This window comes from Pseudoalteromonas sp. PPB1 (genome assembly GCF_015356275.1).
In the GTDB taxonomy this organism is placed as follows: Bacteria; Pseudomonadota; Gammaproteobacteria; order Enterobacterales; family Alteromonadaceae; genus Pseudoalteromonas; species Pseudoalteromonas rubra_D.
Genome location: NZ_JACEQV010000003.1, coordinates 316687 through 333066, shown reverse-complemented (window position 1 = coordinate 333066; position 16380 = coordinate 316687). Strand labels below are relative to the sequence as shown.

13 protein-coding genes and 1 pseudogene are annotated in these 16380 nt (G+C 48.8%); 9 read left to right on the top strand and 5 right to left on the bottom strand.

All coding sequences use genetic code 11. The annotated features are described in order from the left end of the window. Positions 1-125: pseudogene (gene rplK / locus IY568_RS05265) on the bottom strand (50S ribosomal protein L11); the annotation flags it as partial. A 302-nt stretch (positions 126-427) separates the two neighbouring features. On the opposite strand from rplK, the gene IY568_RS25245 reads away from it, so the two are divergent. The 7 genes from IY568_RS25245 (at position 428) to purF (ending at position 9004) form a co-directional block, all read left to right on the top strand. Continuing rightward, the gene (locus tag IY568_RS25245) at positions 428-2974 is read left to right on the top strand and encodes a FimV/HubP family polar landmark protein (protein ID WP_323744718.1); all 2547 of its coding nucleotides are present in this window, start codon (positions 428-430) and stop codon (positions 2972-2974) included. A 94-nt stretch (positions 2975-3068) separates the two neighbouring features. Next, positions 3069-3866 carry a tRNA pseudouridine(38-40) synthase TruA gene (gene truA, locus IY568_RS05255; protein ID WP_125563465.1) on the top strand — a complete coding sequence of 266 codons (798 nt, stop codon included), beginning with the start codon at positions 3069-3071 and terminating at the stop codon, positions 3864-3866. A 166-nt stretch (positions 3867-4032) separates the two neighbouring features. Further along, positions 4033-4908: an acetyl-CoA carboxylase, carboxyltransferase subunit beta gene (gene accD, locus IY568_RS05250; RefSeq protein ID WP_125563464.1), complete on the top strand. Its 876-nt coding sequence runs from the start codon at positions 4033-4035 to the stop codon at positions 4906-4908. A 21-nt stretch (positions 4909-4929) separates the two neighbouring features. After that, positions 4930-6192, top strand: coding sequence for a bifunctional tetrahydrofolate synthase/dihydrofolate synthase (gene folC / locus IY568_RS05245; protein ID WP_194866935.1), 1263 nt, complete (start codon positions 4930-4932; stop codon positions 6190-6192). A gap of 12 nt (positions 6193-6204) precedes the next feature. Next, complete coding sequence (locus tag IY568_RS05240; RefSeq protein ID WP_194866934.1) at positions 6205-6903, top strand: SPOR domain-containing protein; 699 nt, start codon at positions 6205-6207, stop codon at positions 6901-6903. A gap of 61 nt (positions 6904-6964) precedes the next feature. After that, the gene (locus IY568_RS05235) at positions 6965-7459 is read left to right on the top strand and encodes a CvpA family protein (RefSeq protein ID WP_010382727.1); all 495 of its coding nucleotides are present in this window, start codon (positions 6965-6967) and stop codon (positions 7457-7459) included. A gap of 18 nt (positions 7460-7477) precedes the next feature. Continuing rightward, positions 7478-9004, top strand: a complete 1527-nt coding sequence (gene purF / locus IY568_RS05230; protein WP_125563458.1) for an amidophosphoribosyltransferase — start codon at positions 7478-7480, stop codon at positions 9002-9004. Between the two features lie 120 nt (positions 9005-9124). Here purF and IY568_RS05225 read toward each other — a convergent pair whose 3' ends face one another. Further along, a complete protein-coding gene (locus IY568_RS05225; protein WP_058796058.1) occupies positions 9125-9724 on the bottom strand; it encodes a Yip1 family protein in 600 nt (199 codons plus the stop codon). Positions 9725-10064: 340 nt separating this feature from the next. On the opposite strand from IY568_RS05225, the gene miaE reads away from it, so the two are divergent. Continuing rightward, positions 10065-10856 (top strand): tRNA isopentenyl-2-thiomethyl-A-37 hydroxylase MiaE, encoded by a 792-nt coding sequence (miaE, locus tag IY568_RS05220; protein WP_194866933.1) that lies wholly within the window; start codon positions 10065-10067, stop codon positions 10854-10856. A 1-nt stretch (position 10857) separates the two neighbouring features. Here miaE and IY568_RS05215 read toward each other — a convergent pair whose 3' ends face one another. Together IY568_RS05215 and IY568_RS05210 are read right to left on the bottom strand one after the other, a co-directional pair. Next, positions 10858-11580: a UDP-2,3-diacylglucosamine diphosphatase gene (locus tag IY568_RS05215; protein ID WP_194866932.1), complete on the bottom strand. Its 723-nt coding sequence runs from the start codon at positions 11578-11580 to the stop codon at positions 10858-10860. 82 nt (positions 11581-11662) lie between these two features. Beyond that, entirely contained in the window at positions 11663-12157 is a 495-nt protein-coding gene (locus IY568_RS05210) for a peptidylprolyl isomerase (RefSeq protein ID WP_125563452.1), read from the bottom strand. A gap of 206 nt (positions 12158-12363) precedes the next feature. On the opposite strand from IY568_RS05210, the gene cysS reads away from it, so the two are divergent. Further along, the gene (gene cysS / locus IY568_RS05205; RefSeq protein ID WP_194866931.1) at positions 12364-13743 is read left to right on the top strand and encodes a cysteine--tRNA ligase; all 1380 of its coding nucleotides are present in this window, start codon (positions 12364-12366) and stop codon (positions 13741-13743) included. 505 nt (positions 13744-14248) lie between these two features. On the opposite strand, the gene IY568_RS05200 is transcribed toward cysS, so the two are convergent. Then, positions 14249-16135, bottom strand: a complete 1887-nt coding sequence (locus tag IY568_RS05200; RefSeq protein WP_194866930.1) for a hypothetical protein — start codon at positions 16133-16135, stop codon at positions 14249-14251. Positions 16136-16380: the final 245 nt, after the last annotated feature.

The window sequence follows — 16380 nt, the reverse complement described above, 5'->3', positions numbered from 1 at the left end:
GAACGGTCGTTGTAAACAGAAATGATTACAGGAACCGGTGCGCCTTTCTCGATAGATTCTGTACGTGCGTTGAACGCTTTACAGAATTCCATGATGTTTACACCGTGTTGACCTAGTGCAGGACCTAGCAGAAGAACCGGATGATCTGGATGGTTTGTTAGAAGAAGAGCCTGACGCAGCGCCGGAAGAAGAATTGCTGACGGAAGAACCGGATGACCTCAATGGTTTGTTAGAGGAAGAGCCTGACGCAGCGCTGGAAGATGAGCTGCTAACAGAAGTGCCGGATGACCTCGATGGTTTGCTAGAAGAAGAGCCTGATGCAGCGCTTGAAGACGAATTACTGACAGAAGAGCCAGTTGATCTGAACAGCTTACTCGAGGAAGAACCTGAGGCTATTTCGTCGACTGGTGCGGGTCACCTGGATGGTATGCTTGAAGAGGAAGCCGATCTTCAGTCATTGCACGATAAGGCCGAAGGCCCTGTTGAATTAGATCTAGAGGTCGCTGATCCAGTTGCAGAACCGGATGAACCCGCGTTAGCTGAAACGGAAGATGAGTTACTTGATGAGTTTGCCGAGGAGTTGGTGCACCCATCAGAAGAAGCTGAAACTCAGGCGCCGCCTCAGTTGCAAAATGTTGATGACTTACTGGAAGCGCTCGAAGCTGAAACGGATAACTTTGACACCGCGCTGGACAACGACGTAGAGATTGACCTTGGTGATGATCCACTCGCCGACGAAGATATAGACTTGTCCGAAGATGAAGAGCTCACCGAACTTGATCCCGTCACACCCAGCGAAGAACTGAGCAGTTATCCTGAATTGCAGATGGACGAATCAGAAGAGGAAGTGATTTCTCTGGATGATGACCTTGAGTCGGCAGTCAGTGAGACTGAAAGAGCACTCGCGCAAAGTCTGGAGCAAGATGAAACAGCTGGTTTACTCGATGATGAACTGGACGAAGATGGTGATGATTTACTGGATTTCAGTGGTGACTTTGATGATCTGGATGGGCCCGATTTTGAGATAGAGCTGGAAGGGGATAATGAGCAGAGTGTGGACCCAGCCGCAGAGAGTGTAGAGGAAGACACCTCACTTGCTGACGATTTAATGGATGAGGCGCTGGCAGATGAAGACTTCCCGGCATTTGACGAAGGCGAAGCGCTCGAAGCAATGGAGGCTGAACCAGCAGCGGCGGAGCCGGAGGCAGAAGAGGCCCCTTCAGAAGCAGTCGAAGCAGAACAAGCGGAGCTAGCGGATGACGTGCTGGCGGATGACGTGCTGGCGGATGAAGACCTCCCGGCATTCGAAGAGAGCGACGCCCTTGAAGCGATGGAAGCAGAGCCATCTGCGGCAGAAGACACACTAGCAGAAGAGATCGAAGCACAAGAAGAGCTGTTAGCGGATGAGGCGCTGGCAGATGAAGAATTCCCGGCATTCGAAGAAGACGATGCCCTTGAAGCGATGGAGGCCGAGCCAGCAGCGGCGGAGCCCGAGGCAGAAGCGGTACCTTTAGAAAAAGTCGAAGCAGAAGAAGCGGAGCTAGCGGATGATGCGCTGGCAGACGGAGATTTCCCGTCGTTTGAAGAAGGCGATGCGCTAGAAGCAATGGAGGCTGAGCCAGCAACGGCAGGAGAAGCGCTTTCAGAAGAAGTCGAAGCAGAAGAAGAGTTGCTAGCGGAAGACACGTTGGCAGAAGAAGATTTCCCGGCATTCGAAGAAGACGATGCCCTTGAAGCGATTGAGGCCGAGCCAGCAGCGGAGGAGCTTGCGGATGACACGCTGGCAGACGAAGACTTCCCGGCATTCGAAGAAGACGATGCGCTAGAAGCAACGGAGGCCGAGCCAGCAGCGGCAGAAGAGGCTTCTTCAGAAGAAGTTGAAACACCAGAAGAGTTGCTAGCGGATGACACGCTGGCAGACGAAGACTTCCCGGCATTCGAAGAAGACGATGCCCTTGAAGCGATGGAGGCCGAGCCAGCAGCGGCAGAAGAGGCTCTTTCAGAAGCAGTCGAAGCAGAAGAGTTGTTAGCGGATGACATGCTGGCAGACGAAGACTTCCCGGCATTCGAAGAAGACGATGCGCTAGAAGCGATGGAGGCTGAGCCCGCAGCGGCAGAAGAGACCCTCTCAGAAGAAGCGGAGCTTGCGAATGATGTGCTGGCAGAAGAAGACTTCCCTGAATTCAATGAAGAAGATGCGCTCAGTGCCATGGCGTCGGAGCCTGAAGGGGAACTGGAACTTGAAGATTTGGAGGATGATTTATCCGACCTGATGCTCACGGATGACGATTTAGCCGAACTGGCCCAAAGCAACCCAGAAGAAGCCGAAGCGTCTGAAGAACCCGCACTCGCACAAGAGCCAGAGGCATTTTTGGATGAGCTTGGAGAGCTGGCCGACGAGGATGATACAGAAGAAACGCCAGAGCCCGAAATTAATATTGACGAAGCGGCCATCGAAGATGAGTTTCTTGCAGAGCTCAATGACACTGATTTCAGTGCCTTACTCGATGAATCGGCAGAACCGGATACCTCTGAAGTGGCCTTGTCAGAAGAACCAGAGCTGGATTTTGACGCGTTACTGAGTGAAGAGTTGGCACAGGATCTGGAAATTGAGAATATCGATGAACCAGCCGACAGTGATTTCGTCGACACCGAAACGGCTGCGGCAGAAGGGGACTTCCTGGAGATAGACGATTTGCTTTCGCAAAGCGAAGATGAACCTGCACAGGAAGAGCCTTATCAATCTCCGGATATGGATGTGGGATTGGGGGACTTTGAAGAGCTACTAGCCGGTGAAAATGCCACAGATGTTGATCTGGAAGAAGATGGTTATGCTGCCAAGCTCGACCTGGTTCGCGCCTACATTGAAATTGGTGATTTTGATTCAGCGCAAAACGCGGTCGAGGAAATTCTTTCTGATGGGCCTGAGTCGGTACAGGCTGAAGCGCTGGCACTCCAACAGCAGATCAAATAAGTCGTTTGCCACGAGTGGGACGATGAAGTTGGTATTATCGGCGGCGATCGCATAAAATGCGCGGCTAAGTTCGAAATGAGAGTTTGAGTAGTTTATGCGTGTAGCTTTGGGGATTGAATACAATGGCGGAAATTATAGTGGCTGGCAACGTCAGTGCAATGTAAATAGTGTTCAGGAGGAGCTGGAAACAGCCCTGTCTAACATTTGTAATCACAAGGTTGACGTGGTCTGTGCCGGGCGAACAGATGCGGGTGTGCATGCCACTGGTCAGGTCATCCATTTCGATACCCATGCTGAAAGGGATATGAAAGCATTCACACTCGGAGTGAACTCTCAACTACCTGACGACATTGCTGTGCGCTACGCCACACCGGTCCATGAAGAGTTCAGTGCCCGTTTTAGTGCAACGGCCAGACGCTATCGCTATGTGATTTACAACAGTGTCAATCGTCCGGGCATTTTACGCAGTGGCGTGACCCATTACTACCACCCGCTGGATGCAGAGCTTATGCAGGCAGCTTGCCCTGTGATGATTGGTGAGCATGATTTCTCCTCTTTTCGGGCAGTGCATTGCCAATCAAATTCGCCGTGTCGTAATATTCATCATTTACAGGTCGATCGGTTTGGCGACTATATTGTTATTGATGTTAAAGCCAATGCGTTTTTGCATCACATGGTGCGCAATATCACGGGATGTTTGATGGATATTGGGGTGGGCAAATACCCGCCAGAGTGGATGGCCGAGTTATTACGTATTAAAGACCGTACTCAGGCCAGTGCGACTGCGAAACCGAATGGCTTGTACCTGGTCGATGTAGATTACCCTGAACGTTGGCAGGTCCCGTCAACGCCTGCCGGGCCGCTGTTCTTACCAGATGTGACTATTCGTTAATTTAGTTAAATAATGACTAAAGCGAAACTGAGCGCGAGCGTCTTAATCATTTGATACAACTAAGACCAGTTTTTTATATCACTGATGTCTTAATCATGTTTTAATTGAGAAAATATATCTGCTATCTGCAGAGAGCGACACAGACTGAGCACTAAGAGAGTTGCAAATGAGTTGGTTAGAAAAAATCTTACCTAAAACGGCTAAATCGACGGGCAAAAAAGAGATCCCTGAAGGCGTTTGGGCAAAATGTACAGACTGCGATTCAATCCTGTACAAAGCGGAGTTGGAAAAGTCACTACATGTTTGTCCTAAGTGTGATCATCACATGCGGATCAGTGCGCGTAAGCGTCTGGAGAGTTTCTTAGACGATGGTGGTCGCGTCGAGCTGGGTACGCAGCACGAACCAAAGGACGTACTCAAGTTTAAAGATTCGAAAAAGTACTCAGATCGTATTACTTCGGCACAAAAAGTCAGTGGCGAGAAAGATGCCCTGGTGGCCATGAAAGGTACCCTTAAAGGTATCCCGGTTGCTGCCGTCGCGTTTGAGTTTTCATTTATGGGTGGATCAATGGCCTCTGTTGTTGGTGCCCGCTTCGTCGATGCTGTGAACGAGTGTCTTGAGCATAATATGCCGCTGGTTTGTTTTTCAGCGTCAGGTGGTGCACGTATGCAGGAAGCTCTGATGTCGTTGATGCAGATGGCTAAAACCAGTGCAGCTTTGGCTAAGATGAGTGAGCGTGGCTTACCGTTTATTTCAGTCATGACTGACCCGACTATGGGTGGTGTATCCGCGTCACTGGCTATGCTGGGCGACATCAACGTGGCTGAACCTAAAGCATTGATTGGTTTTGCGGGCCCTCGCGTTATCGAGCAAACGGTACGTGAAACTCTACCTGAAGGTTTCCAGCGCAGCGAATTCCTGCTGGAGCACGGTGCTGTCGACATGATCATCGACCGTCGTGAAATGCGTGACTCACTGGCACGTATTCTGGCCAAGTTCATGAACTTGCCTTCTACAGAACAAGAGCATAGAGTAGCGTAAATTTTTTAATTTGAGCGCACTATGTCAAAGACCACACCAAGCCAATCATCGACTCTAAATGATTGGCTTTGTTATTTAGAGCAGTTACATCCCGCCAACATTGCAATGGGCCTGGAGCGCGTAGCGCAGGCTGCCAACAATATCGATCTGCTCAATAGCAGCAGTAAAATCATTCTCATTGGTGGCACCAATGGCAAGGGCACCACGGCGCGTTGCCTTGAAGCCATGTTGCTGGCACAAGGTTACAGTGTTGGTACGTATGCCTCCCCGCACTTAATCCACTATAACGAGCGCGTTCGGATCAATGGTAACACCTTACCTGATCAGTCACATGTTGAAGCCTTCTATGCATTGGGTCAGGGTCGTGGAGAGGTTGAGCTGACGTTCTTTGAGTACGGCACATTGGGAGCATTATGGCTGTTTAAGCAGCACGCAGTGGATTACGTGCTCCTTGAAGTGGGTCTGGGTGGGCGTTTTGATGCCACCAATATTGTTACACCTTATGCCAGTGTGATCACCACCATAGATCTCGATCATAAAGAGTACCTGGGTGATACACGTGAGCTCGTGGGCTATGACAAAGCGGGTATTTTCCGCACAGGCACGCCTGCAATTGTAGGTGACCTGAACATTCCGCATACGGTGACGGACTATGGTGAGGAAATTAACGCTGAACTTATTCTGTCAAAACGCGATTTCCACTTTACGCCCTTGCCCGATGGGTTACGTTGGCAATATGGTGAGCACGACCTGACATTGGCGCAGCCTGCCATTCCTGCACAAAACGTCGCAACAGCATTAACCGTCCTTGCCAGGCTTAATTTATTGCCCGATGCCGAGCTTGTAAAGCAAACTTTGGATGCGTTACAAGTCGAAGGGCGGTTTATGCAGCTTAGCCAGCAACCCTTGATTTACACCGATGTGGCACATAACCCGGAATCGGCCCGTTACCTGAGAACGCAATTAATGCGTTTGAAAAATCAGGGCTTTAAAATTCATGCCTTAGTCGCTATGCTTGCTGATAAGGATAAAGCGAGCGTGATTGATGCCCTGTCAGATGTGGTTGAAAAATGGAGCTGTGCGTCGTTGGAAGGCCCCCGTGGCGAGCAAGCTGAGCAATTACTGACCTTGTTGCCTGCAGCGCATAGTGAACACAGTCAGGTATTCCCGAGTGTCGACTCGGCCCTGCAAAGTCTGCTTCCTCAGCAACATCAGGACACGGCACTGATTGTATTTGGCTCATTTGTGACTGTGGCTGCGGCCATGCAGTACTTTGAACAGTAGAGAGCAATAGTTGTGAACTCAGGATTTATTAACCGACTGGTCGGCACCAGCATTGTTGTGATTGCAGCGGTGGTGTTTATACCCAATATTCTGGATGGCGAAAAAGTCCATTATAAGGAGGGATTTAAGCCTATCCCGGAACGTCCTGAGTTCTCGACCATAGAGTTAAAAACACGGGTCGATGAACGTGCATCACTAAGCACTGAGCCGATGGCAGAAACGGTTGAAGACATCAAAGCGGATGATGCCAAGTTAAGTACTGATTTATCTTTGCCTGAATCGAGCGACGAAGTTTCCGAAAACACGCAAACAAATAACTCTGAGAGTGACCAAACGGCAGTTGCGAGAGAAGACACTGTGCAGCCTGAGCCGACTGCTCCAGCAGCTGAATCAAGTCCGCCGCCAACAGCCGCACCTGAGGTAAAAAGCGAGCCGTTAAAGCGTCCTGAGTCCTCTAACTTTACGCAAATGGCCTATGTGATCCAGTTAGGCAGCTTCTCTCATAAGTCCAATGTCGACGCATTGACGAAAAAGCTTACCCAAAATGGTTTCAAGACCTTTACCCGCCCGGTGAAAACGCCTAATGGGACCTTAACTAAAGTGTTTGTCGGACCAGATTTAAATAAAGCAAAACTCGAAGCTAAGCTCCCAGAATTAAAGAAATTAACTAAGTTGAACGGCCGCCTGACTCAATTTACCGTGGTAAAATGATCTGGTAATTGGTGGGCGTGTCTTATAGAATGCGCCCCAAATTAACGACTTATTGGTTTATATGATCTGGGTTGATTACGCCATCTTTGCAATTGTCGGTATTTCGACAGTGTTTGGCCTGATGAGAGGTTTTGTAAAAGAAACCATGTCACTCGTGGTTTGGATCGGTGCCTTTTTCATATCCAGCTTATTTTACCAATATCTTGCAACCTTCCTGACCTTCATTTCAGAACCCCTTTTAAGAAATGCCGCCGCAATCGCCATACTTTTCATTGCGACACTTGTGTTAGGTGGGTTTGTCAATTATATCTTAGGTGAACTCGTACAGCGTACGGGCTTGTCTGGTACCGATCGCCTGGTTGGCATTGTGTTCGGTGCGATGCGGGGCGTGCTGGTCGTTAGCGCCACGTTGTTTTTTCTGGATGCCTTCACCAAAGCCCCCGATACATCGTGGTGGCAGGCATCCCAAGTAATCCCTGAATTTGGCTTTGTAATAGAATGGTTTTTTTCCTATCTAGAGCATAACTCAAGCTTTTTGAATTCAGCAAACCGTTAATCGGCGAGGAAATTTTTAATGTGTGGTATCGTTGGGATAGTCGGAACATCTCCTGTTAATCAGGCGATTTATGACGGCTTAACTGTTTTGCAACACCGTGGCCAAGATGCAGCCGGCATCATTACCATTGACAACAATACGTTCAGCTTGCGCAAGGCCAATGGCCTGGTAAAAGACGTGTTTCATACCCGTCATATGAAGCGTTTGCAGGGTAACATCGGCATTGGGCATGTGCGTTACCCTACAGCGGGTTCTTCCAGTTCGGCAGAAGCACAGCCTTTTTATGTTAATTCACCGTTTGGTATCGCGATGGCGCATAACGGTAATTTAACCAATGCAGAAGAGCTAAAAGAGCGTTTGTTCACTAAAGCACGTCGTCACGTTAATACAACGTCTGACTCCGAAGTGCTGCTGAACATCCTGGCTTATGAGTTAGGTCGAAACGATAAAATGAAGCTGGATGCGGCGGATATGTTTAACGCCATCAGCGAAGTTAACCAACAGGCATCTGGTGGTTATGCGACCATCGCGATGATCATTGGTCATGGTATTCTGGCTTTTCGTGACCCGCACGGTATTCGCCCATTGGTATTTGGTAAGCGCGAAACGGAACGTGGTGTTGAGTATATGTTCGCATCCGAAAGTGTGGCCTTGTCTATCGACGGGTTTGAATTTGTTCGTGACGTTGCGCCGGGTGAAGCCATCTACGTGACTGAAGACGGTCAGTTCTACTCGCAGATCTGTGCTGACAAAACTATGCACGCGCCGTGTATTTTTGAGTTTGTTTACTTTGCACGTCCGGACTCGAACATCGACAACATGTCGGTTTACGCGACTCGCGTCAACATGGGTACTAAGCTGGGTGAAAAAATTAAGCGTGAGTGGGCTGATAAAGACATTGACGTAGTCATTCCTATCCCAGAAACATCTTGTGATATCGCGCTGGAAATCGCATCCGTACTAGACTTGCCTTATCGTCAGGGCTTTGTGAAAAACCGTTACATTGGCCGTACTTTCATTATGCCTGGTCAGGAGCAACGGAAAAAGTCGGTACGTCGTAAGCTTAATGCCATTGACAGAGAGTTTGCCGGTAAAAATGTACTGCTGGTGGATGACTCTATCGTACGCGGTACCACATCTGCACAGATCGTTGAAATGGCACGTGATGCAGGCGCTAAAAATGTGTACTTTGCATCGGCTGCCCCTGAAGTACGTTTCCCGAATGTCTATGGTATCGACATGCCATCGGCAGCGGAACTCATCGCGCACGGCCGCGACGTGGAAGATATCAATGCCAGTATCGGCTCAGACGGCCTGATCTATCAGTCTATTTCGGATCTGAAAGATGCGGTTGCGCTTGAGAATCCGGGTATCACACGCTTTGAAACCTCGGTGTTTGACGGCCAGTACATCACCGGTGACGTCAATCAGGATTACCTGAACCGCATCGATGCACTGCGTAATGACTCGGCAAAATCGACACGTGAAAAAGCGATGTCAGCTAGTCTTGAGCTGCATAATCAGGAAACTGGTGAAGGTGAGTAATCTAGCCAAATTGGTTTAAAAAAAGGGCCGCAATTGCGGCCCTTTTTGTTAGATTTCTATAGGATAAAAGCAAAGGAAGCGAGCTGACCTATACACCTTAGCGGGGCATAAGCGCGCTCCCTAGGTAAATGTAGGACTGATTATGCCATTCGTCCACAATATCGCGGTTGCAGCCAGAATTATCACCAATAAAACCAGGCCACAGGTCACCACTGAGCTGGCGTAGATAAAACCACGCTCTTCCGGTATGTGCATCAGAATAGGTACCCCGGTATAGAGTAGATAGACTGAGTAGGCAAGCGCCGCCAGACCCACCGAGACCACAAACCATAACTCCGGATAAAAGGCGGCAAACGCCGACATAAATACGGGGGTCGCAGTATACGCCGACAGTTCCAGCGTTTGTGTGTAGGTTGGCTTAGCGCCAAAAGTGACGGCCATCCAGTGTGCCAGATAAGACAGTGCGAATACACCAATGATCAGAGCAAAATACATCGCAATGCCAATCAATACGGCACTGTTATGAGTAAGGAAAACGGCATCTCCGGTACCTATTTTCCAGCCAAGATAAACGGAAGAATAATAGCCCATTAAACTTGGGATCAGGGCAATCAAGGCAATGTGAGATAGACTGTAGGTAGCGCTTTCGTGGCGGTTGTCTATGGTTTGCCACTCTTCAATTGGGTGGGCATATAAGCCCCACAGATGATTTAAAATCATAACGAGCCCCTCAAAAAAGATTGTTGTCCGACGTGCCTAAGTTGCCCGGTGATCACGGGTGCAATCCTTGTCTTTTATAACAGCTTAGTAACATCATGAGCGGATGCGGCTAATCTGCGTAATCACCATAAAAACGGGGTCACTGGCGACGCCTGTGAGTATGAAATTTATACAACATCACTTTAGTTATGAAAGATTGGTTAATTTTTGTCAAGAAACAAATCTGAAATCCCAGCGTCTTTGATCTGGCACAAACTTGTGTTAACTCGCAGCCTCTCATAGTGCCCCCTGGCACGCTTGTGGTAGAATGGGGCAATTTTTGCGAATGATTACCTGAGACATGTTAGAGAAGTACGCCGACCTGCTGGCACCCATTTATCAGTTTCTGGGATGTGAAACGCCCAACAGCTGGATAGACGAAGCGAAAAAACCAGAACATCTTCAAGCCTTGCTGGTTGATCACATGCATTGTGAGCTGAAAGCCGCACAAAGCGCCGCCTTTTTAATCCGTAAATATGCGGTAGATAACGCCTCTGCACAAACTTTGCTGGGCTGGATCAAGCCCTATGAAGACTTTATTTATCGTAAAATTGGCGATGGTCAGTTTAGTGCCAGTAAGAATGAGCTCATTGGTAGCTTAACCGCAAAGCCTGAGTATGCTTACAATCAGGATATTCTGGATAAGATGGTGCGACTAATCAAAGAAGAGCTACATCATTTTGAGCAGGTGCTGGATATCATTAACGAGAAAGGGTTGCGGGTCCAGAGCCTTAACGCATCCCGTTATGCGTCTGGGATGATCAAGCATGTGCGCACGTTCGAACCTGCTGCATTGATTGATAAACTGATCATCGGTGCCTTCATCGAAGCGCGCTCTTGTGAGCGGTTTGCCAAACTGGCCCCGTATCTTGAGCCGGACATTGGACGCTTTTATGTGTCGCTGCTGCGTTCAGAAGCACGTCATTATCAGGATTATCTGGAATTGGCACAGCAAGTTGCCGACGCTACGGATCCACAGCGATTCGATATTGTGGCCCGGGTTGGTGAATTCAAAGAGATCGAAAACGCGCTGATCTTAGCTCCGGACAGTGATTTTAAATTTCACAGTGGAGCGCCACAGCTGGTTGCGTGAACTAGTCTGAAAAAGAATGCTGAGTGAGGGTTTGACCCTGCTCAGTCGCCACCAGATAAGAGCTTTGACTATACCAGTCACCCAGCACTGTGCGGGTCTGGCCATTATGATGATGGACATCAGGCCTGTGTGTGTGGCCATGGATCATATTGCTGACTTTGTAACGGGCAAACATTGCCAGCACGGCTTCTTCGGTCACATCTAAAATTTCCGGTGCTTTTCCCATCTGGCTTTGCTTGCTCTTTTCCCTGGCATTACGTGCTACCCGACGACGATACCATAAGGGCATAGATAGCATGAGCTTCGGCCACCACCAGCCACGACTTTTTTTACGAAATTTCTGATACACCTCGTCCTGCGTACACATTTCATCACCGTGTAAAATGACGGTCGCGGTGCCGTACAGGTCAATCACAGTTTGCTCCGGCAGTAAGGTCATGCCGCACAGCTTTGCGTAGTGCTGACCCACCAGAAAATCCCGGTTACCGTGAATAAAGAACAATTTAATACCACGTTCGGAAATTGCGCGCAGCTTAGTTGCAATTTCCAGTGCCAGCGGATTGCCTTCGTCATCGCCAATCCAGACCTCAAAAAAGTCACCTAAAATATACAAGGCATCGACGTCATCCAGCATATGTTTACTGAGGAAACGATAAAAGGCGGCAGTGATGTCAGGGCGGTGTTCGGTTAAATGCAGATCAGAAATAAAGTAGCTTTTGCGCATGGAGACAACTTCAGGCTAGGGCTGGAAAGGAGAAGAGGGACGTATGTGTTGCACATCCCTCTCAAGCTGTAAAAGCAGTCGTTTACTCAGCAACGAATGCTTTTTCAATCACAACATCTTCCAGCGGTACGTCCTGGTGGAAGCCCGCAGAGCCAGTCGCTACGTCTTTAATCTTGTTCACGATGTCCATGCCTTCAGCAACTTCACCGAACACACAGTAACCCCAGCCCTGTGCTGTTTCACTGCTGAAGTTCAAAAAGTCATTGTCGTTCACATTGATAAAGAACTGTGCCGTTGCAGAGTGCGGATCAGGCGTACGTGCCATTGCCAGCGTGCCTATTTTATTGGCTACGCCATTATTGGCTTCGTTTTTAACTGGCGCACCGACTTCTTTTTGGTTCATACCAGGCTCGAAACCGCCGCCCTGAACCATAAAGCCATCAATGACACGGTGGAAAATAGTGCCGTTGTAAAAACCAGATTCAACGTACTTTAAGAAGTTCTCAACCGTTGCCGGCGCTTTGTCAGCAAACAGGTTGATTTTGATATCGCCAAAGTTTGTTTGTAAAACAACCATAACAGGTCCTTGATTTACACGTTTCATATTAGGAGCCTATTTTATAGCACAAATCGATAACTACAAAGTCCCAGAGTGGACGAGCGGCGAAATTGTCAACTAACTGTTACTTTTTCATCCGATGAGAGTAAGATTTTTTATAGAGCCAGAGCGGTGCAAGTGATATGATTGCTGGGAATTTGGATAAATTTTAGGAAAAAAGCTACATGTTGCAGATCTACGATACACTAACACGTCAAAAGACTGAGTTTAAACCGATTGTGGAAGGCAAAGTAGGCATGTACGTGTGTGGTATCACTATCTATGACTTCTGCCATGTAGGCCATGCTCGTACTTATGTCTCTTTTGACGTCATGAATCGTTACCTACGTCATTTAGGCTACGAAGTAACTTATGTACGTAATATCACGGATGTGGACGATAAAATCATTAAACGTGCCGCAGAAAATAAAGAAGAGATCAATGCACTGACCGTGCGTATGACCAAGGCCATGCACGAAGATTTTGAAGCGCTTAATATTCTGCCCGCAGATATTGAGCCGACTGTCACGGGGCATATGGACGAGATCATCGAAATGATTGAGCGTCTGATTGAGAAAGGCCATGCCTATGTTGCCAGTAATGGAGATGTGCTGTTTGATGTCTCTACTTTTGGAGACTATGGCAAGCTGTCTCAGCAGGATCTGGATATGCTCCAGGCCGGCGCCCGGGTAGAAGTGGCAGAAGGCAAAGACGATCCGTTGGACTTTGTGTTATGGAAAAAAGCCAAAGCGGGTGAGCCAAGCTGGACATCACCCTGGGGTGAGGGTCGCCCAGGCTGGCATATTGAGTGTAGCGCAATGAGTTCTAAGCATCTGGGTGAGTTGTTTGATATTCATGGTGGTGGCTCGGACTTACAATTCCCGCACCATGAAAACGAAATCGCTCAGTCATGTTGTGCCAATAATGGGTGTTATGTGAATACCTGGATCCATACTGGTATGGTGCAGGTCAATAAAGAGAAGATGTCTAAATCATTGGGCAACTTCTTTACCGTACGTGAAGTGCTTAAAGCGTATGACCGCGAAACCGTGCGTTATTTCCTGATCAACGGTCACTACCGCAGTCAGTTGAACTACTCACAGGAAAACCTTGAGCAGGCACGTTCATCATTAGAGCGTATCTACACGGCACTGCGTGGCGTTGAACTGGTTGAAACGGAACTGGCGGGCAACCCGTTCGTTGCACGTTTTGAAGCAGCAATGAACGACGACTTCAACACCCCGGAAGCGCTGCCGGTGATTTTTGAACTGGCCAAAGAAGTGAATCTGCTGAAAGACTCAGATGCCAAAGCGGCGGGTGAACATGCCTTTATTTTGGTGAGACTGGCAGAAGTATTGGGTATTGCTCAGCAAGACCCGGAAGCCTTTTTACACGGCGATCAGGACGAAGACGAAGTGGCAAAAATAGAAGCCCTGATAGAGCAACGTAAAAATGCCCGTGCTAACAAAGACTGGGCTGCAGCCGACGCCGCGCGTGATGCTTTGACTGCAATGGGCGTGGTGCTGGAAGACAGCGCCGGTAAAACCACCTGGCGTAAAGCTTAACATAAAGTAATATAATAACTTTTTTACAAAGGCATATGTGTTCGCATATGCCTTTTTCTTTTCTGCAAGCTCAGTTTCAGAGCGTGTATTTTTGTATAGAAAGCAGCGTTTTTGGCATTATTTTCGTTATATTGTCTGGAAAGAAGCCCGAAAGTGGGGTTTTACGGATTTAATTTAACATGAGAAGGTGATTGCTCGTTCAAAGCCAAAGACCAGGAACGAGCCGTATCAATTAGCACTATCTTGGGGTATAAGTTGATAAAGCTTTTAAAGTCATGGCGATGGAAGAGATAGTCACTGCCTGCCATGATTAGTGTATCGTCCGGCTGTACGACTTCTTTAGTAAAAAATTTGAAAAAATGTCAGATTGATGACAAACAAACCGATAAGGCGTTGTTTTGGTTCGTTGGTGAGGGCTTCAAGGCCTTGCTTAGGCCCGAAACCCATGACAAAAAGATACTCTAGCAAGTAAAGGTTGTCAGCTACTGCTGGCAACCACGCTGTACTAATGAGTCGGTTGCACGCTGACTGGCACGTCACCAGCAGGTTGGCTATTCGGACTGTTCCCATCGTTTAGGTGTTGTGTACAGCCTGCCCACCAGCAGGGCGTCTGCTTTATAAAGTTCAGCACGGCATCGTATTTATGTGCCTGCTCACGGGGTTGAGTCTGATATTCCTTAAGCGGAAATGCGCCCCAGCTGTCCCACCGGCCGATGCTTTCAAACACCACATATAGTCCAGCACCGGATGCCTGCCAATCGTTCAGGTGGTTGGTAAATGCCGTTGCCATGCGCGGATCGCGATTGGCGCTCAGGAATAAAGCCTCGCTAATGGTATCTCGCCCATCGCGAATATCTCCGGCATAGGTGAGGTGCTGGCCGCCTTCATAAGCTGCGAGCATCAAATCATCTTGCTGTGCCAGTGCCAGGTTGCCCTGAATGTTGTCTCTGGCCTGCGCCAGTGCACCCTGTTCAGGAGCCTGCCACCAGGGTGGCTCATCGGGGTTGTAAGTCAGGCTATGCAGTATGCCCGAGTCCATTTCCTCGAACAGATTATTCAGGCCTTCAGCGCCGTCACTGGCCCAATCCCGTAAAATAGGCAGATACTTTTGATCGGCAAAGTATCCGGCAAAGTAACTGCCCACCGCCAGTACATCCATATTATCGGCGCAGCGTTGACCGACGCCAGCTGCGTGAATAGGGCAGTTTAGTGCTTGCTCGCTTATCCAGGGTACCCCAGTCTGACCGCCCATCACGCATTGTATACGGCCGGCATCCTCTGCAAACTCAGTCTTAATGATGTCGCACATTTGCGCGCTGCGCAGCCCGTAGTAATTCATGCGATATTCAATGTCGTGGTAGCTGGTGTCGGGCCAAAGGGTTTTACCTTGCTCCTCCAGATACAAGCCATCGAAAATATACGGCCAGGCGTTGTTCCACAGCTCGTTACCAAACTCTACATAAATTGATGAGTTGCCTTCGCTTTGCGTTTTTAGCAGCCGGGCAAACTGACGGATATACTCATCATCCACCCGGACTGGGAGCGTGTACCAGGGTTCGGCACCCAGCTTGTTACTCATGGCAATGGCCACTTCATAGGGGCTGCCGCCATTGAGGGCCCAGCTGGCGTAATCGTACTGGTTTCTCTGCGCCCAGTGCTGGTTCGGGTTATCTATGGTGCTGAGCAGCTGCATAAAACGCAAAGTACGGAACTGGCGCATATCATCCAAAAAGAGTGGATGAAATATCCGTTCCTGATAGCTTTGCTCGAACGCGACAAACTGCTCAGGGTTAACACAGTCTGCCGCATTGGCGGCGTAATCCGTAGCGGCGTTACTACAGCTTCCGCCCGGCGCAATAATACGGATATTGCGGATATGGTTGCCGGTATTGTTTGGGTCAGTGGCGTGGATCTGTAAATGGAAGAAACTATTTTCAGACATACGTACCACGTCGCGTCCGGGTTCTGAGCTGATGAGTTCAGGGCCCGAGTAATAGAGCTCGCCTTCACCTTCATATAAGATCACAAATTCACCGACTGGGTGGTGCGGGTTATCGTGATAAATAATGGTGGTGACATAGTGAAAAGGCGCATCGGGTGAGTCGCTAGGTAAAGATCGCGGCCAGCCTTGCTCGTCCAGGTCCAGTAACGCTTGATGGCCGGTGTTGTATTCCCAGGTATGAGCATTACTGGTTGCCCATAGCTGACCGCTGCCGTTAGAAGCGTGCTTCATGACATTCAGCGTGGTCCACTGACTGGACCAGTAATTAATGCCGGTAAGATTAATCCCCACGCCTGAGTTGGCGTTATCGCTGGTTGCTGCCAGCAGAGGAAGAGAAAAAGCGAGCGATAAAGCTCCGAGAGTGAGTGTTGTATAATTAGGTGTTTTCATAAGTTTGACCATTCCAATTGACCAAAAAGACTTCATCCATTTTGTTGCAGTGTGCTATACAACGCTGTGTGGCTGTGAGTTAAGTGCACATCACTTTGTGACAGAGCGCACTGCACCTCTGCAAAAGGCGACGTTCTGAGCAACCGCCTTTCACACAGCAATAAATTAGCAGTAATAGTAAACAAAGAGGATACGAAAAAGGCATGGTTTGGGACGTTTTTTGCGCGGAAGTTTTGTGCTGATAG